The following is a 23468-nucleotide window of genomic DNA, read 5'->3' on the forward strand; positions in this document are numbered from 1 at the left end:
CACTCACATGTGGTCGACTTCGGACGGCAGCTTGTAGAACGTGGGGTGGCGGTACACCTTGTCCTCGGCCGGGTCGAAGTACATGGCCTTGTCGCCGGGGTCGCTGGCGGTGATGGCGGCGCTGGGCACCACCCACACGCTGCAGCCTTCCTGCCGGCGGGTGTAGACATCACGCGCCAGCTGGATGGCCATCTGGGCATCGGCCGCATGCAGGCTGCCGCAGTGCTTGTGGTCCAGGCCGGCGCGGCTGCGCACGAACACTTCCCACAGCGGCCATTCGGATTGGGTGTTGGGTTCAGTCATCTTGGTCTCCCTCAGGCCGCTTGCTGCTTGGTCGCCTGCTTGCGCGCATGCGCCAGCGCAGCCTCGCGCACCCAGGCGCCGTCGTCCCAGGCCTGCACCCGCTGGGCCAGGCGCTCCTGGTTGCAGGGGCCGTCACCGGCCACCACACGGAAGAACTCGGCCCAGTCGATGGCGCCGAAGTCCCAATGGCCGCGTTCTTCGTTCCACTTCAAGTCGGGGTCGGGCAGGGTCACGCCCAGCAGCTTGGCCTGGTCCACCGTCGCATCGACGAACTTCTGGCGCAGCGTGTCATTGCTGACCCGCTTGATGCCCCAGCGCATGCCCTGGGCGCTGTTCGGGCTCTGGTCGTCCGGCGGGCCGAACATCATCAGGCAAGGCCACCACCAGCGGTTGACCGCGTCCTGCACCATGGCACGCTGGGCGTCGGTGCCGTCCTTCATCATCACCAGCAGGCTGTCGAAGCCCTGGCGCTGGTGGAAGCTCTCTTCGCGGCAGATGCGGATCATCGCCCGGGCATAGGGCGCATAGCTGCAGCGGCAGATCGGCACCTGGTTCATGATGGCCGCGCCATCGACCAGCCAGCCGATGGTGCCCACATCGGCCCAGGTCAGCGTGGGGTAGTTGAAGATGCTGCTGTACTTGGCCTTGCCGGTGTGCAGCGCGTTCACCATCTGGTCGCGGCTGGTGCCCAGGGTCTCGGCAGCGGCATACAGGTACAGGCCATGGCCGCCTTCGTCCTGCACCTTGGCCAGCAGGATGGCCTTGCGCTTGAGCGTGGGCGCGCGGCTGATCCAGTGGCCCTCGGGCAGCATGCCGACGATCTCCGAATGTGCATGCTGGCTGATCTGGCGCAGCAGCGTCTTGCGGTAGTTGTCGGGCATCCAGTCCTTGGCCTCGATGAAGTCGCCGGCGTCGATGCGGGCGTCGAAGCGTTCCTGCAGCGCCAGTTCATCGGCCGAGCGCAGCGTCTTCGGCGCCTCGCCCAATTCCTTGGGCATGGTGTCCATTGCCTGGGTGTACATGGGAGCCTTTCGTGGGATCGGATTCAGTTCTTGCGCAGGTCCTGCACGCGGCGGGCCTTGCCGGTCAGGGTGCGCTCGATGCTGTCGGGCGGCAGCACCTCGATGGTGGTGCTCACGCCCACCAGTGTCTTGATGCGGTGCTGCAGCCAGCGTTTCAGTTCGTCGATCTCGGCCGCCGGCGTCTGCAGGCTGGCGATGTTCAGTTCGGTGCGCACCTGCAGCGTGTCCAGCGGGCCGTCGCGGCCCACCACCAGCTGGTACTGGCCCGACAGCTTCGGGCTCTGCAGCACGATCTCCTCGATCTGCGTCGGGAACACGTTGACGCCGCGGATGATCAGCATGTCGTCCGAGCGGCCGACGATCTTGCCCATGCGGCGGAAGCTGCGCGCGGTGGGCGGCAGCAGGCGGGTGAGATCGCGCGTGCGGTAGCGGATGATCGGCAGCGCTTCCTTGGTCAGGCTGGTGAAGACCAGTTCGCCCTCGCTGCCGTCGGGCAGCACCGCGCCGGTCTCGGGATCGATGATCTCGGGGTAGAAGTGGTCTTCCCACACCACCGGGCCGTCCTGCGTCTCCACGCATTCGCTGGCCACGCCGGGGCCCATCACTTCGCTCAGGCCGTAGATGTCGACCGCCTTGATGCCGGCATCGGCCTGGATCTGGGTGCGCATGGCCTCGGTCCACGGCTCGGCGCCGAAGATGCCCACGCTCACCGACATCGCCGCCGGGTCCAGCCCCTGGCGGCGGAACTCCTCGATCAGCACCTGCATGTAGCTGGGCGTGACCATGATGATGTCGGGTTGGAAATCGGTGATCAGCTGCACCTGCTTCTCGGTCTGGCCACCCGACATCGGCACCACGGTGCAGCCCAGCTTCTCCGCGCCATAGTGCGCGCCCAGGCCGCCAGTGAACAGGCCGTAGCCGTAGGCCACATGCACCATGTCGCCGCGCCGGCCGCCGGCCGCGCGGATGCTGCGCGCCACCAGGTGCGCCCAGGTGTCGATGTCGTTCTGGGTGTAGCCGACGACGGTCGGCTTGCCGGTGGTGCCGCTGCTGGCGTGGATGCGCACCACCTGCTCGCGCGGCACGGCGAACAGGCCGAACGGGTAGTGGTCGCGCAGGTCCTTCTTGCCGGTGAACGGAAACTTTGCCAAGTCGGCCAGCGACTTGCAGTCCGACGGATGCACACCGGCCTGGTCGAAGGCGTTGCGGTAGTGCGGCACGTTGTCGTAGGCGCGCTGCAGCGTGGCCTGCAGGCGCTGCAGCTGCAACGCGGTGATCTCATCGCGGCTGGCGGTCTCGATCGGCTCCAGGTCGCCGGGGGCGGGGGTGCGCACGGGCATCGGTTGTCTCCGGATGGGTCTGGTCTGGTCGGTTCAGGCAGCGGGAATGACCGGCTTGCCGAATCAGGAAGCGGCAAGCACGGGCTTGCCGCGTGCCGTGTAACTGCGGCCGCGGAACACGGCGATGCGCTCGCCGCGCTGGTTGGTCACCGTGACGTCGTAGACGCCGGTGCGGCCGGCCTTGCTCACCTCGGTGCAGGTGGCGGTCAGCACATCGCCCAGGCGGCCGGGGGCCATCAGGTCGACGGTGAAGCCCGAGGCCACCGTCAGCTCGTTGTAGCTGTTGCAGGCAAAGGCGAAGCTGGAGTCGGCCAGCGTGGTGATCAGTCCGCCATGGCAGATGGCGTGGCCGTTGAGCATGTCCTGCCGCACCGTCATTTCGATGGTGGCGCGGCCCGGGCCGACGCTGGTGATCTGCATGCCCAGCATCTTGGTCGCGTGGTCGCCCACCCACATCGCATCACGCACCTGCTCGGCCAGGGCCTGGGCGGCAGCGGCGGCATCGGAGGAGGAGACTGAGGACATCGTGCGGCACTCCGGCGGTGGATTGGCCAGTGGTGGAATTACTTTCGACCAACCGGTCGGTCAATGTTACGGGTGGCGGTCGGCTGACGCAAGTCAAGGCACCCCGTGTTTACCCGATGCTGCAGGGCTGCCATCGCCAACGGCATGGCTGCGCCGGGCCGGCACCAGCCAGGCGCGACCAGGATGGCGATACTCACGCTCCGACGCGTCCCACCATCAGGAGCCCCGATGACCGCACCCAGCTTCGCGCAGTTCAAGACCACCCAGCTGGCCCAGGGCTTCGACGAGGTGCTGGAGCGGCCGTGGGCACCGAACACGGTGGTCGGCACCCACAGCCACCCGTTCGCGGTCAGCGCCCTGGTGGTGCAGGGCGAGATGTGGCTGACGGTGGCCGACGACACCCGCCACCTGCAGGCCGGCGACCGCTTCACCCTCGACCGGGACGTGCCGCATGCCGAGCGCTATGGCGCCGAGGGCGCCACCTTCTGGGTGGCCCGCCGCAACGCGGCCTGATCACGTGGCGGCCAAGCCGCCGCGCCGGGCGACAATGCGCGATTGACCCAGCACTGCCGCCCAGCGGCGCCGCCATGCCCGATCCGACCGACCTGCCCGTCCCGCCCCTGCCTGAAGATGCAGCGCCCGCCGCTGCCCCCGCCGAGCCGGTCGAGGCCGAGGACCATGGCGATGCCCCAGAAGCCGATGCAGACGCCGCGCATGAGGCCACCGCGCCTGATGTCACCGCGCCTGGCACCAGCGCACCCGCCCTGCCCCTGCTGACCCCCGCCGCCACGGCGGAGCTGCTGCGCCAGCATTTCCCGGCACTGTTCAGCGGCCCGGCCAAGCCGTTCAAGCTGCGCATCCAGCAGGACATCCAGGCCCGTGTGCCGGGTGTGTTCAGCAAGGCCTCGCTGTCGGCCTACTTCCGCCGCCACACCGGCAGCACCGCCTACCTGATCGGCCTGAGCAAGGCCAGCCAGCGCTTCGACCTGGACGGCCAGCCCGCCGGCGAACTGAGCGACGAGCACAAGCAGGCCGCCGTGGCCGAGCTGGCCCGCCGCCGCCAGCTCACCCGTGAGCGGGAACAGCAGGCCCATGCCCAGCAGCGTGAACAGCAGCGCGAAGCCCAGCGCGCCGAGATGGCGCAGCAGGCCGAGCAGCAGCAGGCCCGCCTGGCGCGTGCCGCGCTGCTGCGCGACTTCCAGCGCACCACGCTGACGATGGCCAATTTCTGCGCGCTCAAGGGCATGACGCCCGAGGTGCTGAACCCGCTGCTGGAACAGGCGAAGAAGGAAGCGGCCGAAGCGCCACCCACGCCGCCGCGCGGCTTTGACGACCGCCGTGGCCCGCGGCCCGAGGGTCGGCCAGACAACCGGCGCGATGCCGGTGCGCCGCGCGGCCCTGGCGCCCCCGGCGGCCCGCGCCCTGACCACCGCGGTCCGCGCCGCGACGACCGCCGACCGGCCCGCCCCGGCGGCACAGCCGGCCCCCGTGGCCCGCGTGGGCCGGCGGGTCAGTCGTAGACGATGTAGCGGTGGGCGTCGGTGTCGGGCGTGCCGTCCAGCACCGCGCCCGGGTCGGCGCCCGGCTGCCAGCACAGCACCTGCTCGATCTTGGCGGCCAGCGCCAGGTCCTTGGCAGTGATGCCGCCGGCATCGTGGGTGTTCAGCGCAATCGCCACCGTGGCGTAGCTGACCTGCAACTCCGGGTGGTGCCATGCCACCTCGGCCAGGTGGCCGATGGTGTTGACGGCCATCAGCGTGCCCTTCCAGCCGCCGGTGCGCAGCGTGCGGCGGATGGCGCCGTCAGACACCGTCCAGCGTGGCAGGTGGGCCTGCAGGTGGGCCTGCACCTCGGCCAGGGGCAACACGGCTTGGGCCGCAACGGTCATGGCAATGCCTCCTCACAACAACAAGTCGCCAAGGCTAGCAGCGCCCGCCTGACCCTGCGGCCGGCGGGCTGATCGGCCCCGCCCGGTTCAGCGCGGCGCCGGCAGGGCCACCACCCGCAGCTCCACCCGGCGGTTGGGCAGCAGGCATTCCTGCAGCTCGGCCGGCGAGGCGAACTTGCCGCTGCAGTCCTGCACCTGGCGGCTGTCGCCGGCGGCTTCCTGCGACACCGTGGCGGTGTAGATGCCGGGCAGGCCCAGCTGCTGCAGCATGGCCCGCACGGTGGCCGCACGCTTCTCCGACAAAGCGCGGTTGTAGTCGGCGTTGCCGGTGCTGTTCAGCCGGTCGGCATGGCCGATCAGCACCAGCTGGCGCGCCACCAGGCCACGCTCCTTGACCTGGGCCACCAGGCTCTGCAGCTGCTGCAGGCTGAAGGCCCGCACATCGGCCGGAGTGTGGCGGTCGAAGTTGAAGACCACGCTGGCGCCCAGCTCCACAGGAGCCGGCGGCGGCGGTGCGGGGGGCGGCGGTGGGACAGGCACCACCACCGGCGGCGGCGGTGGCGGGGGCGGAGGATCGCAGCGGGCGGCCAGGTCCTGGGCCTCGCCGAGCAGGTCTTCGGCGATCTGCACGTACGGCTTGGCCTGGCGCCAACCGACCTGCACCTGCTCATGGCCGGCATGCACCAGCTCCACCTCGGCGCAGGCCGCCTTGGCCTGGGCGCAGCGCCAGCCACGCTGGTTGCGCAGGCCGGTGGCCAGGGCCCACAGGTCGGGGCGCAGGCGCTCGGCGCCGGCCAACAGCGGGGTGTCCATGCCCAGCGGGGGTTGGCCCGTCTCCATGCCGCGCGCCAGGACGTCGGCCTCGGTCAGCGCCGCCTGCGGGAAGGCGCTGCGGTCGTTGCGGGTGTACTCGTGGAAGCTGACGTCCAGCCAGCACTGGGCCTTGGCCAGGTGGTAGTCGCGCAGTGGCCGGCCGGCGGCGTTGATGGCGCGCAGGCGGGCCTGCACGGCCTCGTAAGTCTGCTGGTCGGCGGCGATGGCGCGGTCGCTGATGCGCTGGTCGGGTGCGGTCAGCACGGGCTGGGCCAGGGCGCCAGCCGCAGCGGCCGCCAGAGTAGCGGCCAGCAGCGTGGCGCGGATGCGGTGTGGGCGTGTCATCGGGTTCTCGCTCATGGGCTGCCTCAGCGGTCCAGGCTGCGGTTGATCTGCGGGTCGCGGGTGCGCCAGAGGGTCTCGTCGAACTTGAAGCGCAGCCGCAGGTAGGCGCCCTGCTGGGTGTACTCGTAGCCGGTCAGGTCGGCATCACCGCGGAAGCCGCTGTGGTTGTAGCCGGCCGACAGCCACAGGTTCTGCTGCACCAGGTAACCGGCCTCGACGCCCAGCGCATGCTGGCGGGCGCCACGCTGGCCCAGCTGCACAGCCGCCATGGCACCGATGTCCCAGCGCTCGGTGATGTCGTAGACCACCCGCCCGGCCAGCAGCTGGGCGTTGAAGCGGCTGCGCACGCCGGCTTCCAGGGTGTCGGTCTGCCACTTGCCGGCGACGCGGCCAGTCAGCCACCAGGGCCGCGACGGGTGCCAGTCGGCATGCGTCGACAGGATCCAGGCGCGGCTCTGCAACTCGCCCGACGCGGCATGGCTGGCGTCCTTCTCCAGCTTGTGCTCGATCTTGCCCAGCGCGTTGAAGCGGTTGTGGTCCACCGGCCGCCAGGCCAGGCCGAGCTGCGCGCGGTTCTGCAGCACGTCGCCGCGGGCGGCGTAGTCGGTCTGCAGGAAGTAGTTGCGGGCCAGCAAGGTCCAGTCGCGGTCGAGCTTGCGGGCGGCCATCACCTGCCACAGCGTGGTGATGAAGCGCTCGTCGGTGGCGGTGTCGGCGATGTCGCCGCTGCGCCGCAGCTCCAGCCGGGTGCTGCCCTTCCACAGCGGATCGGCGGTGTAGTCCAGCCCCAGCGCGATGGCCTGGGCCTTGGCGGTGTTGCCGTTGAGCACCTGGATCTGCTCGTAGGCCGCGGTGGCGCGCAGGCCGTCGGCCAGGTCGAAGCCCTGGCGGATGCCCGAGGCCAGCTGGGTGTCGCGGCCGCTGATGGCGTCACGCAGGCGGTACTCGCTGAACACCTGGGTGTCGCGCAGCACGCTGGCATCGACACCGAACACCAGCGCATTGGCGCGGGTGCCGGTCTCGGTGACGCCGGCCAGGCTGACCCAGCCGCTCTGCCGCTCGTAGCGGCCGTACAGCCGGGTGCGTTCGCCCAGCCGGTAATCGCCACCCAGCGCGATGCGGCGACGGCGGTCGCCCGACACATCACCCTCCACCTCGGCGCCCAGGCTGAAGCGCTCGGTGGCGCGCCAGCCTGCCCCCAGGCGCACGGTGTCGCTGCGCAGCTGCGTGCCCACCGGCAGGCTGCTGACCGCCGTGGCCAAGCCGCCCTGGCCGATGACTGGCAGGCCGGTGGCGGTGTCGATGGTCTGGTTGCCGTAGCCCAGCGCGCCGCCGGCCGCGCCGGTGACGATGCTGCCGGACAGGCCGCTGGTGTCGCCGAACGGCACGGTCGACCAGCCATTGGCCTGGGTGCCCACCGTCTCGCGGCGGGTGCGCAGGCCGGCCTCCAGCGTCAGGCGGTCGCTGGCAAGCCACTGCAGGCCCAGGCCGGCGGCCTTGCGGGTGCCGCCACCGGTGTTGCGGTCTTCGCTGGCCAGGGCATCGGCCTGCAGCTTCCAGCTGTCGGCGAAGCGCCAGCTGGCCTGGGCCTGGGCCTCGCCGCGGCCGCCGTTCAGCGGTGCGGCGGTGTTGTTGAAGCTGGGGTCGGAGCGGCCGACGAACAGCCGTGCATCGAGCTGCTCGCCCTCATGCGCCAGTTCCACCCGCCAGGCGTTGCCCGACACCTCGCCGGTGCGGCCGGCCAGGCCGGGCGAGGTGACCTGGTTGGTCGGGTTGGTGTTGACCGTGCTCTGGCTGCGCGCCAGCTCGGCCACCAGCGCGGTGCGCGGGCCCAGGCGCAGCGTGGCATTGGCACTGGCCAGGTCGTAGGGCGCCAGCGCGTTGCGGTCCTGCACGAGGCTGCCGCCGATTTCCACCTGCGGCGTGATGCGCCACTGCGCATCGCCGCCCAGCACCCAGAAGGCGTCGCCGCCCTGGTCGACCTCGTAGCTGACACGCAGCGTGACCGGGTTCAGCTGGTCGTCGACCGACGGCAGGAACTGGTTCAGGAGGATGCGGCCGGAGAACGGCTCGAAGCTGTAGTCGACCAGCCGCGCCAGCGCCCGCACGCTGACGATGCGCGCCGGCTGCTGGCGGTCGCGCACCACGACCTCCACCTTCTCGCTGCCCTCGACCACCGCGTTGTTGCGCAGGCCGTACGGGCCGCTGCCCTGGCTGGCGAACTCCTGCACCACCTGGCGCAGGCTGTCGTGGAAGGCGAAGACATTGCCGGTGAGGCCGTCCTTCTCATGGTGCAGGCGCACACCGGTGGCGGTGCGGTTGTACTGGCCCAGGCTGCGCTGCTTCAGGCTGGCGCTGTTGCCCTGCCCTGCCTGCTGGGTGAAACCGTCGCCGGTGACGAAGTCACCGAACAGCGCATAGCTCTTGTCCTTGTCGACCCGCACGAACAGCTTGCTGCCCGAACGGGCATCGACAGTGCGCAGTGAGGAGTCGCCGTAGACCGGGTACACCTCGTCGGGCCGGATGTCGCGCAGCAGGCGGGCGCGGGTGTCCTTGTCGCTGTCGTAGGCGGCGGTCAGCAGCAGGTCGCCGCGCACCGTGCCCTTCAGGTAGAAGGCGGTGCGCACGCCGACGTTGGCCTTGCCGCTGTTGAAGCTGCGGCTCCAGGCCTGGATCTCGCGCTCGAACACATCGCCCTGCTGCACGGCCTGCAGCGCACCGCGGCGCAGGTTCACCACGCCTTCGATCAGGCCGGCGGCCACCATCGGCCGCAGCTCGGGGATGAAGCTGACGACGCCGGCGGCCTCCTGGCTGCCAGCGGACACGCGCACGCGCACGTCCTGCGCCTGGTCGGGCGCCAGCAGCGTGAAGCGCGCGGTGCCGCCGTCCACCTTCAGCTGCACGCCCGGGGTGGCGCGGTCGGCATCGCGGCCGCGGGGGCCGAATTCATCCGTGCGGCCGCCGGGCAGCAGGATGCGCCCGCCCGAGTGCTCGATGGTGACGAAGGCGCTGGTCTTCAGCGGCTGGCCATCGCGGCCGTAGAGCTTCAGCACCAGCTGCACCGGGCTCTGACCATCGGCCGGCACGGCATTGCGGTCGACCTCGACGACGATACGGGCCACCGCGGCGTTGGCCGCAAACGGTGTGTCGCCCAGCAGCACCTGGCTGGGCTCGGCATCGGTGCCCGGAATGCGCGGGTACAGCAGCGGTGCCTCGCCGGCCACCGGCGTGTAACGCACATCGGTGGGCGAGCCCGCAGGCGGGGCCGACGTGGCCGCCATCTGGGCACCCGCGGTGCCCGACAGCAGCGCGGCCAGCGCCAGCGCGGTGCGGCGGAACAACGGGCGGCGGTCAGCGCTTCGCATCGCGGCCTCCGTTGTCGGCGTCAGGCGCCTGGCTGGTGGATCGCCCGGAGGGCGGAGGTCGGTTCATCGGCAAGGCGGGGGTGGGCTGGTTCTGTTCGGTGCCATCGGCGGCGCCGCGGGCGGGCGGTGCATCGGTGGCACGCGGCTTGGGGGCCTGCTGGTTGGCGCCGTCGGTGCCCTGGGCCGGGCTGCTGAAGGCGTCCAGGCCGTGGGCCTTGCTGTCGAAGCGCAGCGCCGGCTGGCCAGCCCGCTCGGTCTCGGGCGCGCGCACCTCGCCCTGGGCGCGGCGGGCCTTGACCTGGTCGAGCACGGTGTTGCTGCAGTTGCCTTCGATGAAGTCGGCACGGTGCAGCTCGCCGTTCTTCAGGTCCAGCCACAGGCTGCCGGCCTCGCCCAGGTTGCGGTTGCTGCTGGTCGTCAACCGGCTGCCGCGCGGCAGGGTGTGCGGGTCGATGCGCAGCACATGGCTGCGCGGCGGCAGGCCGCAGACGCTGTACTTGCCCTCGCTGTCGCTGATCAGGTGGGTGCCGTCGGTCAGCAGCAGGCGCACGCCGGGGATGCCCAGCTCTTCCCGGTCCTGCACATGGTTGCCGTTGCAGTCGACGAACACCTTGCCCAGCACGCAGGCCTCGGTGGCGAAGACGCCGCCGGTGACCTGCACCCGGTGCTGGCCCTCGTTGGTGGCCACGCTGGAGGCGATCGGCGTGCGGCCGTCCGGCCCCACGCAGCCGGCGGGCACGCCGCAGGCATGGGCGCGGGCCCGGTTGATGCCGTCGCCCTGCTGGCTGCCCACGCCCAGGCGCACCCGGTACTGCAGCACCAGGCGGTTGGTGGCGGGCATCGGCCCCAGGTTGAAGGCCAGCACGGGACCCACGCCACCCACCGGATCGGCAATCCGCACACCATCGACCATCGCCGTGCCGGCGATGTAGGTGAAGCCGGCCGGCAGGCGGTCGATCACCGTGGTCTGGCGCGGCCGGGCGCCGCTGGTCAGCTGCACGGTGATGCTGTAACGCACCGTGTCGCCCACCTCGGCCACCGCACGGTCGCCGGTCTTCTGCAGGCTGATGCCGCCGGGCAGCACCGGATCCAGCGGGATGTGGTTGTTGACGACGCCCGGCCCGCGCGAGCCCGACAGCACCGTGGTGTACCAGGTGGTGCTGGCACCGGCCGGCGGCGGCGCCGGCTGGGGCTGCACCGCGAAGATGCCCGGGCCTTCCGGCAGCACCAGCGGCGTGGTGCTGCCCGGGATCAGCGCCGACGGCGCGGTGTAGCCCGCCGGCGGGTTGACCGTGATGTCGAAGCTGCAGCGGCCCGGCGCGCTGGCCAGGAACAGGAACTGGTACAGGCCGTCGCTGCCCACCGGCATCGAGATGCCATTGCCGCTGATGGTGTAGCCGCCCATGGTGGCCCCAGCCACCTGGGTGCGCGGATCCCAGCCGGTGCACACCGTGCCCGGCGTGGGGGCCAGCGTCACCACGCCGCCGCCCACCGGCGTGCGGGTGCCGGCGTCGTACAGCACGCCACTCGGGTCCACGCCCAACGGCAGGCTCTGCTGCGGCAGCCGCTGGCCCGGGGCCAGCACCACATCCAGCACCGGCTGTCCGCGGGTGTGGGCGCAGCTGCTGGCGATGCCCTTGGCCGCGGCATCCGGTTCGCAGGTGGCGCCTGACGAGCCGGGGCCGGTGTCGCCATTGACCGGGTAGCCGAAGGCCACGCCGGTTTCGGGATGGCGGAAGCGCACCTGCAAGGGCACACCCGGCTGCAGATCGGCCTGCTGCCAGGTGCCATCGGCCCCGGTGGTGGTGGTGGCCACCACCGCGCCGGTGGCGTCGACGATCTCCACCGTCCAGCCGGCCCGCCGGGTGTCGCCGGCATCCAGCTGGCGCGGCGTGCTGCCGCCGTCGAACCAGACCGTGCCGGCGATCGACGCGCTGGCCTGCACCACCGCCGGATCGCGGCAGACGTTGTGCAGGATGGCGGCGTCGCACAGCGGCAGCGCGTCGGCCGTGCCGGCGTTGAAGGCGGCGCGGTCGGCATCGCTGGGCGCGCGGGCCGGCAGTTCGCCGCCGCCCTCCACCAGCACCAGGTTCTGCAGCGGCGACTTGGCCAGCGCATCGGCCGTCACCCGCAGCGGGGCGGTGATCGGCGCGGCGTTGGCGCCCGCGGCCAGCACGGTGCTGCTGGTGCAGCTGAAGGCCGTGGAGCCGGCGGCGCCGGTGCAGGTCCAGCCGGTGCCGGCGGGCGTGCCATCCAGCACCATGCCGGCCAGCAGCTTGTCGCTGACGATGTAGGCGCCGGTGGTGGCCACCTCGCCGGCATTGCGCACCGCCAGCGTGGCGGTGAAGCGGTTGTTCACCGTCACCGTGGCCGGGCTGTGCGACTTGGCCACCCGCAGGTCGGGCGAATTGCCGATCTCGCCGAAGTTGTTGGCCGTGCTCTGGCCGCCCGGCGGCAGGGTGATGCCGCTGATGGCCGACGGCGCCACCGCCGGTGCGGTGGCGGCACCGCCCAGCGTGCCGGGCGTGGTGCGGCCGTTGACCGTGCCGGCGGGCTGGGTCGGCTCGGTCACCGCGTAGCTGCCCGGGCGCAGGTTGTCGAAGGCATAACTGCCATCGGCGCCGGTGGTGGTGCTGCGGGTGACCGGTGTGCCGGTGTCGTCGGTGCCGGTGAGGGTGATCACCACACCCGCCAGGCCGGACTCGGTCGCGTCGATGCTGCCGTTGTCGTTGTTGTCGGCATACACCCGGCCGGCCACCTGGGCGGGCGGCAGCTCGCCGAAGTTGTTGTCGGCCGAGGTCTGCGACAGCCCCAGCACGATGCCGGTGATGGCGCTGGGCGTGGTGCCCGGTGCCGTGGCGGTGCCGGTGCTACTGCCGCCGATGTTGCCGGGCACCGTGCGGCCGTTCAGCGTGCCGGCCGGCTGGGTCGGCTCGCGCACGGCATAGGTGCCGGGCGGCAGGGCCTCGAAACTGTAGTTGCCGCTGGCATCGGTGGTGGTGCTGCGGGTGACGGTGTTGCCGGCGATGTCGGTGCCGCTCAGCTCGACCACCACGCCGGCGATGCCGGCCTCGCTGCCATTGACGGTGCCGCCGTTGTCGGCATCCAGCCACACCTTGCCGGCGATCACGCTGTTGCTGGCGATCTCGCCGAAGTGGTTGCCGGACGAGCCGGCCACCGGCAGGTTGGCGATGGTGATGGCGTTGGCGCTGCTGGTGTTGCCGGCGCCGGGGTTCTCGCCACCCTGCAGATAGCCGGCCGGCTGCACCTGGCAGATGGTGTAGGTCAGCCCCACGGCGGCGCCGCTGAAGCTGTAGTTGCCGGCGGCATCGGTCACCGTGGTGGCCACCGGGGTGGCGCTGCAGTCGGTGCCGCGCACCAGGTTCAGCGTCACGCCGGGAATGCGGCCATCGGTGGGTGCCGGATCGAGCGTGGTGTTGCGGTTGAGGTCGATGTAGACCGTGCCGCTGATCGGCGCGATGCCCAGCTCGCCGAACAGGTAGCCGGTGGCCTGCTGGCCGGCGGCCAGCGGGATGGCGCTGATGCGGTCGTTCACCGCCGAGGCGTTGCCGCCGGCGGTGCCCGCCGTCTCGCGGCCGTCGAGGAAGCTGCCCGACGCCGGCGGGATGCTGCCCTCGACCACGGTGTAGCCGCTGGCGTCGGCGGCCAGCAGGCCGTCGATGCGCCAGTTGCCGCTGGCGTCCGTCGTGGTGCTGCGGCTCACCGGGTTGCCCAGCACATCGGTGCCGGTCACGGTGATCGGCACATTGGCGATGCCCACCTCGCCCGCATCCTTGACGCCGTTGTCGGCCTGCGCGGCCACGCCGGTACCGTTGTCCTGGTAGACGGTGCCGGCCAGCGATGCGGTCACTTCGCCGAACAGGTTGTTGCTAGAGCCGCCCGCGGCCAGCGCCGGGATGCTGATGCTGTTGCTGGCGGCCGTGCCATTGGCATTGCCGTTGCCGTAGGCGGCCGGCTGCGTCTGGCACACCAGGTAGGCCGCGCCGGCGACGACGTTGTCGAAGCGGTAGCTGCCGTCGGCCGCTGTGCTGGTGGTCTGCAGCGTGGTGCCGCTGGCGCAATCGGCGCCCTGCACCAGGCGCACCACCACGCCGGGGATGCGGCCGGTGTCGCCGCCGCCCAGCGCGTTGTTGCGGTCGGTGTCGACATAGACCAGGCCGCTGATGCTGGCCAGCTGCCGTTCACCGAAGTTGAACTGCGTGCCGTCCAGGCCGCCGCCCAGGTCGATGTTGGTGATGCGGTCGGTGCCGGCGGCCGGGGTGTCGGCCTGCGCGGTGCAGCCGCTGGTGCAGGCCGCGCCGTTGACCAGGCCCGGGTTGACCGGGCCATTGGCCAGATTGGCCGGGCTGGACGGCAGCGGCTCCTCCAGCGTGTAGAGCACGCCCGGGTCCAGGGTGCCGAAGCTGTAGGCACCGCTGGCATCGGTGGTGGTGGTGGCCACCACGGCACCGGTGCCGGCGTTCAGCAGGCGCACCGTGGCATTGGCGATGGCCACGTCGCTGCCGGCGTCACGCACGCCGTTCAGGTTGCTGTCGACATAGACGAAGCCCGACAGCGAAGGCTGCCGCACCTCGGGGAAGTTGTACTGCGTGGCAGCGGTGCTGCCCGCCAGCACCACGCCGGAATAGCTGCTGTTGCCACTGCCGCCACCGGCGCTGTAGCTGCCGCCAGCAGAAGGCGCCAGGCCGCCGCTGGTGGGCGGCGATGCCGGGCTGTTGCCCAGGCCGGCGGGCTGTGTCTGGCTGACGGTGTAGCCGGTACCGTCGGACGGTGGCAGGTTGTCGAAGCTGTAGCTGCCGTCGGCCGCGGTGGTGGTGCTGCGGTCGATGGGGTTGCCGAAGGCGTCGGTGCCGGTCAGGCGCACGGCCACGCCGGCGACGCGCGGCTCGGTGCCGGCGGCCTGCGGCGTGCCGGCATTGCTGCCGGCGCGGTCGGTGTCCTGGAACACCAGGCCGGCCAGCGAGGCGGCCGTCACGTTCACCGTGTGGGTGCCGGTGTTGTTGCCGCCGGGGGTGTCGATGCCGCCTGTCTTGGCGGGGTCGACATCGACGGTGGCGGTGTTGGTGCCGGCGCCGCCGGCGGGCACGCTGGTGAAGCGCGCCGGCACGGTGACGGTGGCCACGCCCGTGGCATTGAGCAGGCCCAGGCTGCAGCTGATGGTGCGGCCGCTGACGCTGCAGGTGCCGCTGCCAGCCGGCGAGCTGCGGGTGAAGGTCACCGCGCCGGTCAGCTCGACGCCGACCGGCAAGGTGTCGGTCAGGTCGGTCTGCAGGCTGTTGCCGGGACCGCGGTTCTCGGTGGTGATGGTCCAGGTGAACGGCTGGTTGAGCGCCGCGGTGGGCAGGCTGCCGGTCTTGGTGACGCGCAGGTCCACCCGCTGGCGGGTGGTGGTGGGCTCGCTGGCGCTGTCGTTGGTGCTGTTGCTGTCGGGCTCGTTGGCGCTGGCCGTGGCCACGTTGCGGAACACGTCACCGGCGGGCGCCGGCTGGTCCAATGCCTCGAAGCGCAGGAAGATCGGCTTGGACTGGCCGGAGGCGAGGTCGCCGCGGCCCACGCCGGTGGTGGCATTGCCGGCCGGCACATCGCAGGTGAAGGTGGGCAGCGCGGTGCCGGCTGCCGAGTCGACGTTGCTCACCGTGCACAGCGGCGGCGCGTTGCAGGTGCTGCCGCCGTAGGTGGTGGTGTCGCAGATGAAGCGCACGCGGCGGCCGGCCGGCGGCGTCATCACCTCGGAGATCTTCACGCCGGTGCCGTAGGACGGCCCGGTGTTGCTGACCGTGACGCGGTAGCTCAGGAAGGTGCCGCCGCTGGGCCCCTCGCCGGGCAGGTAGAAGGGCACCGGGTCGACCTGGTCGGTCTTGTTGGTCAGCAGGTTCAGCAGCGCCGGGTTGATGGTCAGCGTCGCGTTGCGGGCGTTGTTGCCGTTGTTGCCACCGGCCGGGTTCTCGACGCTGGTGGTGGTGATGGTGGCGGTGTTGGTGACCGTTCGCGCCGGGTTGCCGGCCATGAAGTTGGGCCGCAGCACCACGGTCACGCTGTGGGTGTCGCCATTGGCCAGGGTGCCGATGGTGCAGCTGAAGTCCGGCGCGGCCGGCGTGACCTGCGCGCCAGCGGCCAAGCTGCAGGTCGAGCCGGCGCGGGTGGAACTGATCGACACCACGGTGAAGCCGGTGTCGCCAGCACCGAAGCTGAAGCTGTCGGTCACCACCACGCCCTGGGCCAGCGACGGCCCGTTGTTGCGGTAGGACAGCACGTAGGTGACGTTCTCGCCAGCGCGCACGCTGCCGGGCGTCACCGACTTGCCGGTCATCTCCACATCGGCGATGGGCGCGATCACCACGGTGTCCTGCGCCGTGTTGTTGGCGCGGTCGGGATCGCCCTCGACGGTATTGGTGACGGTGGCGGTGTTGGTGAAGCTGCCATCGGCCAGAGGCCGGATGACCACCACCGGAACGGTGACGGTCTCGCCCGGCGCCAGGGTGCCGCCGGTCTGCGCGCAGGTGACGGTGCCGCTGGCGCTGGCGCTGCAGCTGAAGGTGGCCGTGCCGGCCGACACCACCGGGGTGAAGGCGCCGAAGGTGGTGCGCCCGGTGAGGAAGCCGGGCACGCTGTCGGTGAACCGCACGCCGGTGGCGCCGTCGCTGCCCGGGCTCTGGTTACTGACCACCAGGGTGTAGGTCACCCGGTCCTCGGTGGTGTCGACCGTCTTGTCGCCGCCCGTCGGGGTGGAGGTCGACTTGGCGATGGCCAGGTCGGGCCGGATGGTGGTGGACGTGGCGCTGACCGTGGCGCAGTCGTTGCCGGGGTTGGGATCGCCATCGACAGGCGGGCTGGCCTGCCCGGCCGGGCCGCCGGCCGGCAGCGACGCGCCGGTGCAGGCCTCGTTGCGCGCCGCACCCGCCACCGTGGCGGTGGTGGTGATGGACAGCACTGGCAGGGACGCGTTGACCGCCAGGTTGGCGGTGTTCGGGTGCTCGCACACCACCGCGCCGCTGACCAGGCTGCAGGACCAACCGGTGCCGGTGGCGCTGACGAAGGTCTCGCCGGACAGCACTTCGACCACCCGCAGCGGACCCCTGGCCACGCGCGGGCCACCGTTGGTCACGGTGATGGACGACACCATGTCGGAGCCCAGGGCCACCGGGTTGGGCGTCTTGGTCTTGGACAGGCGCAGGTCGGAGCCGTCCGGGCGCACCGGCACATTCACCGAGTCGCTGTTGTTGCCGGTGTTGCCATCGGGCGTGTCGCTGGCGATGCTGGCCGTGTTGGTGAAGTCGGTGCCGCCGGGCGCCACCGTGGCCGGCGCCGTGGCCACCACGGTGATGTTGTCGGTGTTGCCGACCGGGAAGCTGGCGCGGGTGCAGCGCACCACCTGGCCGGTGGCGCCGCAGATCCAGCCGTTGCCGGTGGCCGAGACGTAGGTCCATCCGGTCGGCAGGGGGTCGGTGACGACGGCATTCACCGCCGCCGACGGTCCGCCATTGCGCGGCTGGATCTGGAACGTGACATTGCTGCCGGCGGTGGCCGGCAAGGTCGAGGTGACGGACTTCTGCGCGATGCGCACGTCGGCGCCGGGGATCACCGGCGTGTCCACCGTGGCCACGTTGTTGCTGGACACGGGATCGAGCACACCGCCGACGGCCGGCTCCACCGAGGCCGTGTTGGTGATGGTGCCGCCTGCAGCCGTCACCCGGCCGGTGACGGTGACCGGCGGCGCGGAGGCACCCACGGCCAGCGTGCCGCTGCGGTTGCAGGTGACGACGCCGGCGCTGTGGCTGCAGGTCCAGCCGCTGCCCGAAGCCGACAGGAAACCCACCGACGGCGGCAGGGTGTCGGTGATGACCATGGCGCCGCCGGCGTTCGGGCCGGCGTTGCTGGCGGTCAGGGTGTAGGTGATGACGGCGCCGCCGGGCACCGGGCTGGGGCTGCCGGTCTTGGTCAGCGCCAGGTTGCCGCCCTCGACGACGGTGGTGGAGTCGGTCTGGGTGTTGTTGGCGCTGTTGGTGTCGTTGTCGGCGCTGATGGTGGCGCTGGCATTGATGACCGACGGCCCGGCCACCACGGCACGCCAGGTCAGCACGACCGTGCGCACGTCCGCGCCCGAGGCCCCGACCGTGCCCAGGTTGCACTGCACCGTGGTGGCGCTGGTGGGCGCGCAGTTGGCGCCGGCCGGGCTGGCCGAGACGAAGCTGGCGCCGCTGGGCACCGTGAAGGTCAGGCGGGTGTTGGTGGCGGCGTCGACGGCGTTGTTGTCGATGCGCATGGTGTAGCTGTAGGTGCCGCCGGCGGCCACCGGGTCGGGGCTGTCGACCAGTGCGGCCACCTGCGGGTCGGCCGCCAGGGCCAGCGCGGGCAGCAGCCCGGCGGCCAGTGCCAGCCACCGCTGGCCGGCCATGCGCCAGGCACGCCGTGCCCAGCCCGCCACCTGCCCGCCCTGCCCCGCGTCAGCCGCAGTGGTCCACCCGGCTTGCGCCGTGCCGTTGCCTGTTCCCAAGAGATCCCCTCGACGCGCCCTGTCTGCGCTGTGCACCTCGGCGGGCCCTTGCAGCCCGCACTGGATGATGATTCACCCGTCACAAATGATAAATGCAGCAGGGAGATCTTGATGGCTTGCGGGGAGGTCTGGATCGCTTTAGCCTGAATTCTGCGAAATGCTGGGCAGTTTGTGCGTTCTTCCGCCGATCGGCCGCTCAGCCGCGGTGCAGGGTCCGGGCCAGCGCCCAGGCCTGTTCGGCCAGCGGCTTCGCCCGCTTGCCGGATTCCAGCGCCGCCGCGTTGCTGGCATTGCCCTGCAGCGCCCGCCCCAGGATGCCCTGCAGGATGCCGGCCAGGCGGAACATGTTGAAGACGATGTAGTAACCCCAGACATCGGCACTGATCTGCCGGCCGCCCTGCCCGGTGGCCTGCAGGTAGGTCTGCAGGTAGGCCGGCTCGGCCGGGATGCCCAGCGCCGCCAGGTCGGCCCCGGCCAGGCCGCGGCTGGTGGGGCCGTTGGTCATGTGCCAGGTCATGCAGTGGTAGGCGAAGTCGACCAGCGGATCGCCCAGCGTGGACAGCTCCCAGTCCAGCACCGCCAGGATGCGCGGCTCGGTGGGGTGGAACATGACGTTGTCCAGCCGGTAGTCGCCATGCACGATGCGCACCGGCCCCTCGGGCGGCAGGTGCTGCGGCAGCCAGTCGATCAGCGCTTCCATCGCCGGGATGGTCTCGGTCTCGGCGGCGCGGTACTGCTGGGTCCAGCGGCGCACCTGGCGCGCCAGGTAGGCCTCGGGCTTGCCGTAGCCGGCCAGGCCGATGGCCAGCGGGTCGACCCGGTGCAGCGCGGCGATCACCCGGTTCAGCTCGGCATAGATGGCGCTGCGCTCGGCGGGGGTCATGCCGGGCAGGGTCGGGTCCCACAGCACGCGGCCGTCGACGCAGTCCATCACATAGAAGGCGGTGCCGATCACGTCCGGGTCTTCGCACAGCACATGGGTGCGGGCCACCGGCACGTCGGTCTGCGCCAGCGCGCTGATGACGCGGAACTCGCGGTCCACCGCATGCGCCGAGGGCAGCAGCACACCCGGCGGCTTGCGCCGCATCACATAGCGCTGGCCATCGTCGGCGGTGAGCATGAAGGTGGGGTTGCTCTGCCCGCCCTTGAACTGCGCCACCTGCAGCGGGCCGGCGGCCAGCGCCGGCATGTGGGCATGCAGATGGGCAGCCAGCTTGTCGACATCGAAGGCGTGCTGCGGCGCCACCGGGCGGGTGCCGGTGAACTGGGCGAAGTTGTGGTGGTTGGTGTCGGTTGCGGTCATGGGGTTTCCAGGGGCGGGGCCAGCAGGCCCATCAGCAGGGGGCGGGCCAGCAGGGGCTGCAGCGCGGGTGGGCCGTCGCCAGGCAGCCAGTGCTCCACCTCGGACAAGGCGTTGATCAAGCCGGCGATCAGCTGCGCGGCCACGGCCGGATCGACCAGGCGGATGCTGCCGTCGGCCTGGCCGGCCACCACCATCGCGGCAAAGCGCTCGCCCAGGCGGTTCATCGTGATGTACTTCTGCCAGCGCAACGCGCCGGGCAACTCGGTCCAGGCGGTCAGGCGCAGCAGCGGGCCCTGGGGCGAGGTGTGCAGCGCCATCAGCGGCAGGGTGGCGGCCAGCAGGGTCTGCCAGCCGTTGGCGCTGCGCACCGCGGCCTCGCCCAGCGCGGCCCACTGCACGCCGCGGATCAGCGCGAAGCTGCGCTCGAAGCAGTCGTCGATCAGCTCGTGCTTGGTGTCGTGGTGGTGGTAGAACGAGCCCTTGGTCAGTTCCAGCGTGGCCGCGATGCGCTCCACCGATGCGCCACCCACGCCGTGGTCGTTGACCAGCCGGGTGGCGGTGCGCAGGTAGGCCTCGCGGGTGGCGTTGTCGCTGTCGGGGGCATCGGCCGGCGGCAGGTCGGGCGCCGGCAGCGGCGCGGCAGGCCAGGCCTGGTCGGGCGCGGCCAGGCCGTGCAGCAGCAGGTCGGCCATGGCCGTGGCAACACGGGGGTAGTCGCTGGTCTCGTAGCGGCCCAGCCAGGCCCTCGCCCACAGCAGCTGCGACAGCAGGCCATGGCAGCGGGCATTGAGCGCCCGCCGCGCCGCGCTGCCCACGACCGGCAAGGCCACGTCGGCACCCGCTCCGCCGGCATGCAGCAGGCCGCGCAGGCGGCGGAACATCGCCACATAGGCGGCAAAGGCCGGCTCGGCCTGCGGCTGCGGCAGCGCCCGCATGTCGCCGAAGAAGATGAGCGCCGGGCGCAGGCGGTCCTCGATGGCCGCCAGCATGGCCACATAGCCCTGCACCAGCGCCCGCACCCGGCCGGCCAGGTCACCTGGCGGCACGCGGGCATCGACATCGGCGATGACGCCGTCCAGCGCGGCGATGCTGCGCATCAGGCAGGCGACGACCAGGTCTTCCTTCTTGCGGTAGTAATAGGTCAGGCTGTTGGTGGCCAGGCCCACGCTGGCCGCCACCTCGGACAGGGTGCCGGCCTTGATGCCGCGGCGGTTGAACAGCCGTGCCGCGCCATCGAGGATCAGCTCGCGCTTCTCGGCGAAGCGCAGGGTGCTTCCGGATGTCATGCCGCAGGCACCAGTTCAGCCAGCAGCTCGGCAAACGCCAGCGGCTGGTCGACCATCACATGGTGGTCGGCATCGGGCACCTCCCGCAGCGGCGTGCCGGCCGGCGCATGCTGCAGGGCCAGCTGCATCAGCTCGGGCGTGACCAGGCGCGAGCGGCCGCCGCGCACCAGGGTGACCGGGCACTGGGCGGCGCGCAGCTCCTTCAGCGGCCGGCCGAAGGCGAAGTGGCGGAACAGGAACGGGTCGAAGCGCCACACCCAGCCCGGCCGGCCATCGGGACCGGTGGTCTGCTTCAGGCCGCGGCGGGCGATCAGGTCGGCGATGAACGGGTGCGCGCAGCCCTGCGGCGGCAGCAGGCGAAAGCGCTGCAGTGCCTCCGCCTCGCTGGCGTACACCTTGGCCGAGCGCAGCAGCTCGGGCCGGCTGCGCCGCGCCTCGGCCCGCGCCGGCGGCCGCAGCGGCGTGTCGACGATCACCGCCCGGCCCAGCCGCTGGCCATGGCGCGATGCCAGGTTCATCAGCACGAAGCCGCCGAAGGAGTGCGCGGCCACCACCGGCGGCACCGGGCTGTCGAACAGGCCGGTGGACTCGGCCACCGCCAGGGCTTCGTCGGCCCACTGGGCCACGCTGTACTGGGTGCGCCAGCCCGAGCCACCCATGCCGGAGAAGCTCATCGCCACCACCCGCCGGCCGGCCCGCAGCAGCGGCGCGACGAAGCTGTACCAGTCGGCATGGGCGCTGTTGCCGTGCAGCAGCAGCAGGCCCGGCGCGCCGGTGGCGCCCCAGGCCAGCACCTCGATCGGCGCGCCCTGCACCGTGACGAAGCGGCGCTCGGGTGCATCGGCCAGCGCCTGCTGGAACCAGCTGGGCGCCGGCGGCACGGCACCGGCAAACGGCGCCAGCGGCGGCGGGAATTGCGGCGGATGCGCGCGGTGGGCGTTCATGACCGGCGGCCGCGCCTCAGCGGCGCGCCGCCATCGCCTGCGTGACCTCGTTCTGGCCCTGCGCGGCGCCGCTGGCCGGCACCTGGCTGCCGCTGCGATCACTGACCTGGGCCCAGGCGGCGGCCAGCTGCTCCGGCGTGTCGGGCCCGCTGCCCAGGTGCAGACCGGTGGTCAGCGTGATGTGGGCTGCCTCGAAGGTGCCGGCGCCGGCGCAGGCGATGGTGCGGTTGGGGGCATCCTGCGAGGCCAGCACCAGCAGGGCCGGCACCACCGCCTCGGGCGTCAGCACCGCCAGCACCGGCGGCGGCAGCAGGCCTTCGGTCATGCGGGTGGCGGCGGTGGGGGCGAGGCAGTTGACGCGGATGTCGCTCTTGGCGCCCTCGATCGACAGCGTCTGCATCAGGCCCACCAGGGCCATCTTGGCGGCGCCGTAGTTGGCCTGGCCGAAGTTGCCGAACAGGCCGGACGACGAGGTCGTCATCACGATGCGGCCGTACTTCTGCGCCACCATGTGCGGCCACACCGCCTGGCAGCAGTGCACCGCGCCCATCAGGTGCACGTCGATGACCGCGCGAAAATCCTCCAGCGGCATCTTCGCAAAGCTCTTGTCGCGCAGGATGCCGGCGTTGTTGACCAGGATGTCGACCCGGCCCCAGGCGTCGATGGCCTGCTGCACCATCGCCGCCACGGCCGCGGGGTCGGTGACCGAAGCGCCGTTGGCCAGCGCCTGGCCGCCGGCGGCGACGATCTGATCGACCACCGCCTGCGCCGCGGTGGGCGAGCCGCCGTCGCCGGCCGTGGTGCCGCCCAGGTCATTGACCAGCACCTTGGCGCCGCGCGCCGCCAGGGCCAGGGCATGGGCGCGACCCAGGCCGCCGCCCGCGCCAGTGACGATGGCCACGCGGCCGCTGAACTCGAGGGTCATGGAATTTTGGTGTTTGGGTATGGAACGGCCGCCGGTTATACCGTAAGTACCGATGGCGGCTTGGACCAACCCTTGGAAAGATCGGTGTGGCAAACCCTAATCCACCCACCCCGAGGAATCCCCATGAATCTCTTCAACCTGCAAGGCCAGGTGGCCCTGATCACCGGCTCGTCCCGCGGCATCGGCCGGGCCATTGCCGAGCGCATGGCCGAGCATGGCGCCAAGGTGGTGATCTCCTCGCGCAAGCAGGAGGCCTGCGACGAGGTGGCCAAGGTCATCAACGACCGCCACGGCGCCGGCACCGCCATCGCCCATGCCGCCAGCATCAGCAACAAGGCGGCGCTGCAGGGCCTGGTCGACAAGACGCTGTCCACCTGGGGCCGCATCGACACCCTGGTGTGCAATGCCGCCAGCAACCCCTACTACGGCTCGCAGCTGGAGATCGGCGACGAGCCCTTCCGCAAGATCCTGGACAACAACATCGTCGCCAACAACTGGCTGGTGCAGATGGTGGCGCCGCAGATGCGCGCCCGGCGCGAGGGCAGCATCGTCATCGTGTCGTCGATCGGCGGCCTGCGCGGCTCCACCGTGATTGGCGCCTACTGCATCAGCAAGGCCGCCGACATGCAGCTGGCCCGCAACCTCGCCTGCGAGCTGGGGCCGGACAACATCCGCGTCAACTGCATCGCCCCCGGCCTGATCAAGACCGACTTCGCCAAGGCCCTGTGGGACAACCCCGAGCAGCTGGCCGCCCGCAATGCCGAGACGCCGCTGCGCCGCATCGGCGACCCGGACGAAATCGCCGGCGCCGCGGTCTACCTGGCCGCGCCGGCCAGCCGCTTCATGACCGGCCAGAGCCTGGTCATCGACGGTGGCGTGACCATCTAGGTACGA

15 protein-coding genes are annotated in these 23468 nt (G+C 71.5%); 3 read left to right on the forward strand and 12 right to left on the reverse strand.

Annotation, left to right across the window (positions count from 1 at the left end):
- Positions 1 to 3: 3 nt before the first annotated feature.
- From paaB to paaI, 4 genes are all read right to left on the reverse strand, one after another.
- Entirely contained in the window at positions 4 to 303 is a 300-nt protein-coding gene (gene paaB, locus FFT10_RS02030; protein ID WP_137731092.1) for a 1,2-phenylacetyl-CoA epoxidase subunit PaaB, read from the reverse strand.
- Positions 304 to 314: 11 nt separating this feature from the next.
- Complete coding sequence (paaA, locus tag FFT10_RS02035; protein ID WP_137731093.1) at positions 315 to 1325, reverse strand: 1,2-phenylacetyl-CoA epoxidase subunit PaaA; 1011 nt, start codon at positions 1323 to 1325, stop codon at positions 315 to 317.
- 23 nt (positions 1326 to 1348) lie between these two features.
- Entirely contained in the window at positions 1349 to 2665 is a 1317-nt protein-coding gene (gene paaK, locus FFT10_RS02040; RefSeq protein WP_137731094.1) for a phenylacetate--CoA ligase PaaK, read from the reverse strand.
- Positions 2666 to 2728: 63 nt separating this feature from the next.
- A complete protein-coding gene (gene paaI / locus FFT10_RS02045) occupies positions 2729 to 3190 on the reverse strand; it encodes a hydroxyphenylacetyl-CoA thioesterase PaaI (protein WP_137731095.1) in 462 nt (153 codons plus the stop codon).
- Between the two features lie 228 nt (positions 3191 to 3418).
- Between paaI and FFT10_RS02050 the strand changes: the two genes are divergently transcribed.
- Positions 3419 to 3703: a cupin domain-containing protein gene (locus FFT10_RS02050; RefSeq protein WP_137731096.1), complete on the forward strand. Its 285-nt coding sequence runs from the start codon at positions 3419 to 3421 to the stop codon at positions 3701 to 3703.
- Positions 3704 to 3777: 74 nt separating this feature from the next.
- Positions 3778 to 4710, forward strand: coding sequence for a ProQ/FINO family protein (locus FFT10_RS02055; protein ID WP_137731097.1), 933 nt, complete (start codon positions 3778 to 3780; stop codon positions 4708 to 4710).
- Here the strand turns inward: FFT10_RS02055 and FFT10_RS02060 are convergent.
- From FFT10_RS02060 to FFT10_RS02095, 8 genes are all read right to left on the reverse strand, one after another.
- Positions 4701 to 5078, reverse strand: coding sequence for a 4a-hydroxytetrahydrobiopterin dehydratase (locus FFT10_RS02060; RefSeq protein ID WP_137731098.1), 378 nt, complete (start codon positions 5076 to 5078; stop codon positions 4701 to 4703). The two genes, FFT10_RS02055 and FFT10_RS02060, sit on opposite strands and share 10 nt — an antisense overlap.
- 87 nt (positions 5079 to 5165) lie before the next feature.
- Positions 5166 to 6236 (reverse strand): OmpA family protein, encoded by a 1071-nt coding sequence (locus tag FFT10_RS02065; RefSeq protein WP_137731099.1) that lies wholly within the window; start codon positions 6234 to 6236, stop codon positions 5166 to 5168.
- 23 nt (positions 6237 to 6259) lie between these two features.
- Positions 6260 to 9601, reverse strand: coding sequence for a hypothetical protein (locus FFT10_RS02070; RefSeq protein WP_137731100.1), 3342 nt, complete (start codon positions 9599 to 9601; stop codon positions 6260 to 6262).
- Positions 9588 to 18017 carry an SdrD B-like domain-containing protein gene (locus FFT10_RS02075; RefSeq protein ID WP_137731101.1) on the reverse strand — a complete coding sequence of 2810 codons (8430 nt, stop codon included), beginning with the start codon at positions 18015 to 18017 and terminating at the stop codon, positions 9588 to 9590. The genes FFT10_RS02070 and FFT10_RS02075 overlap by 14 nt, the downstream gene beginning before the upstream one ends.
- Positions 18018 to 18312: 295 nt before the next feature.
- On the reverse strand, positions 18313 to 19419 hold the full coding sequence (locus tag FFT10_RS02080; RefSeq protein WP_137731102.1) for a phosphotransferase: 1107 nt from the start codon (positions 19417 to 19419) through the stop codon (positions 18313 to 18315).
- Entirely contained in the window at positions 19416 to 20705 is a 1290-nt protein-coding gene (locus FFT10_RS02085) for a TetR/AcrR family transcriptional regulator (RefSeq protein ID WP_137731103.1), read from the reverse strand. The genes FFT10_RS02080 and FFT10_RS02085 overlap by 4 nt, the downstream gene beginning before the upstream one ends.
- Complete coding sequence (locus FFT10_RS02090; protein WP_137731104.1) at positions 20702 to 21649, reverse strand: alpha/beta fold hydrolase; 948 nt, start codon at positions 21647 to 21649, stop codon at positions 20702 to 20704. The genes FFT10_RS02085 and FFT10_RS02090 overlap by 4 nt, the downstream gene beginning before the upstream one ends.
- A gap of 16 nt (positions 21650 to 21665) precedes the next feature.
- Entirely contained in the window at positions 21666 to 22574 is a 909-nt protein-coding gene (locus tag FFT10_RS02095; RefSeq protein WP_137731105.1) for an SDR family NAD(P)-dependent oxidoreductase, read from the reverse strand.
- A 123-nt stretch (positions 22575 to 22697) separates the two neighbouring features.
- Here FFT10_RS02095 and FFT10_RS02100 point away from each other — a divergent pair, with 123 nt between their 5' ends.
- Positions 22698 to 23462: an SDR family oxidoreductase gene (locus tag FFT10_RS02100; RefSeq protein WP_137731106.1), complete on the forward strand. Its 765-nt coding sequence runs from the start codon at positions 22698 to 22700 to the stop codon at positions 23460 to 23462.
- The last annotated feature ends 6 nt before the right edge of the window (positions 23463 to 23468 follow it).

It is taken from the genome of Pseudaquabacterium pictum (genome assembly GCF_005403045.1).
GTDB classification, from domain to species: domain Bacteria; phylum Pseudomonadota; class Gammaproteobacteria; order Burkholderiales; family Burkholderiaceae_C; genus Pseudaquabacterium; species Pseudaquabacterium pictum.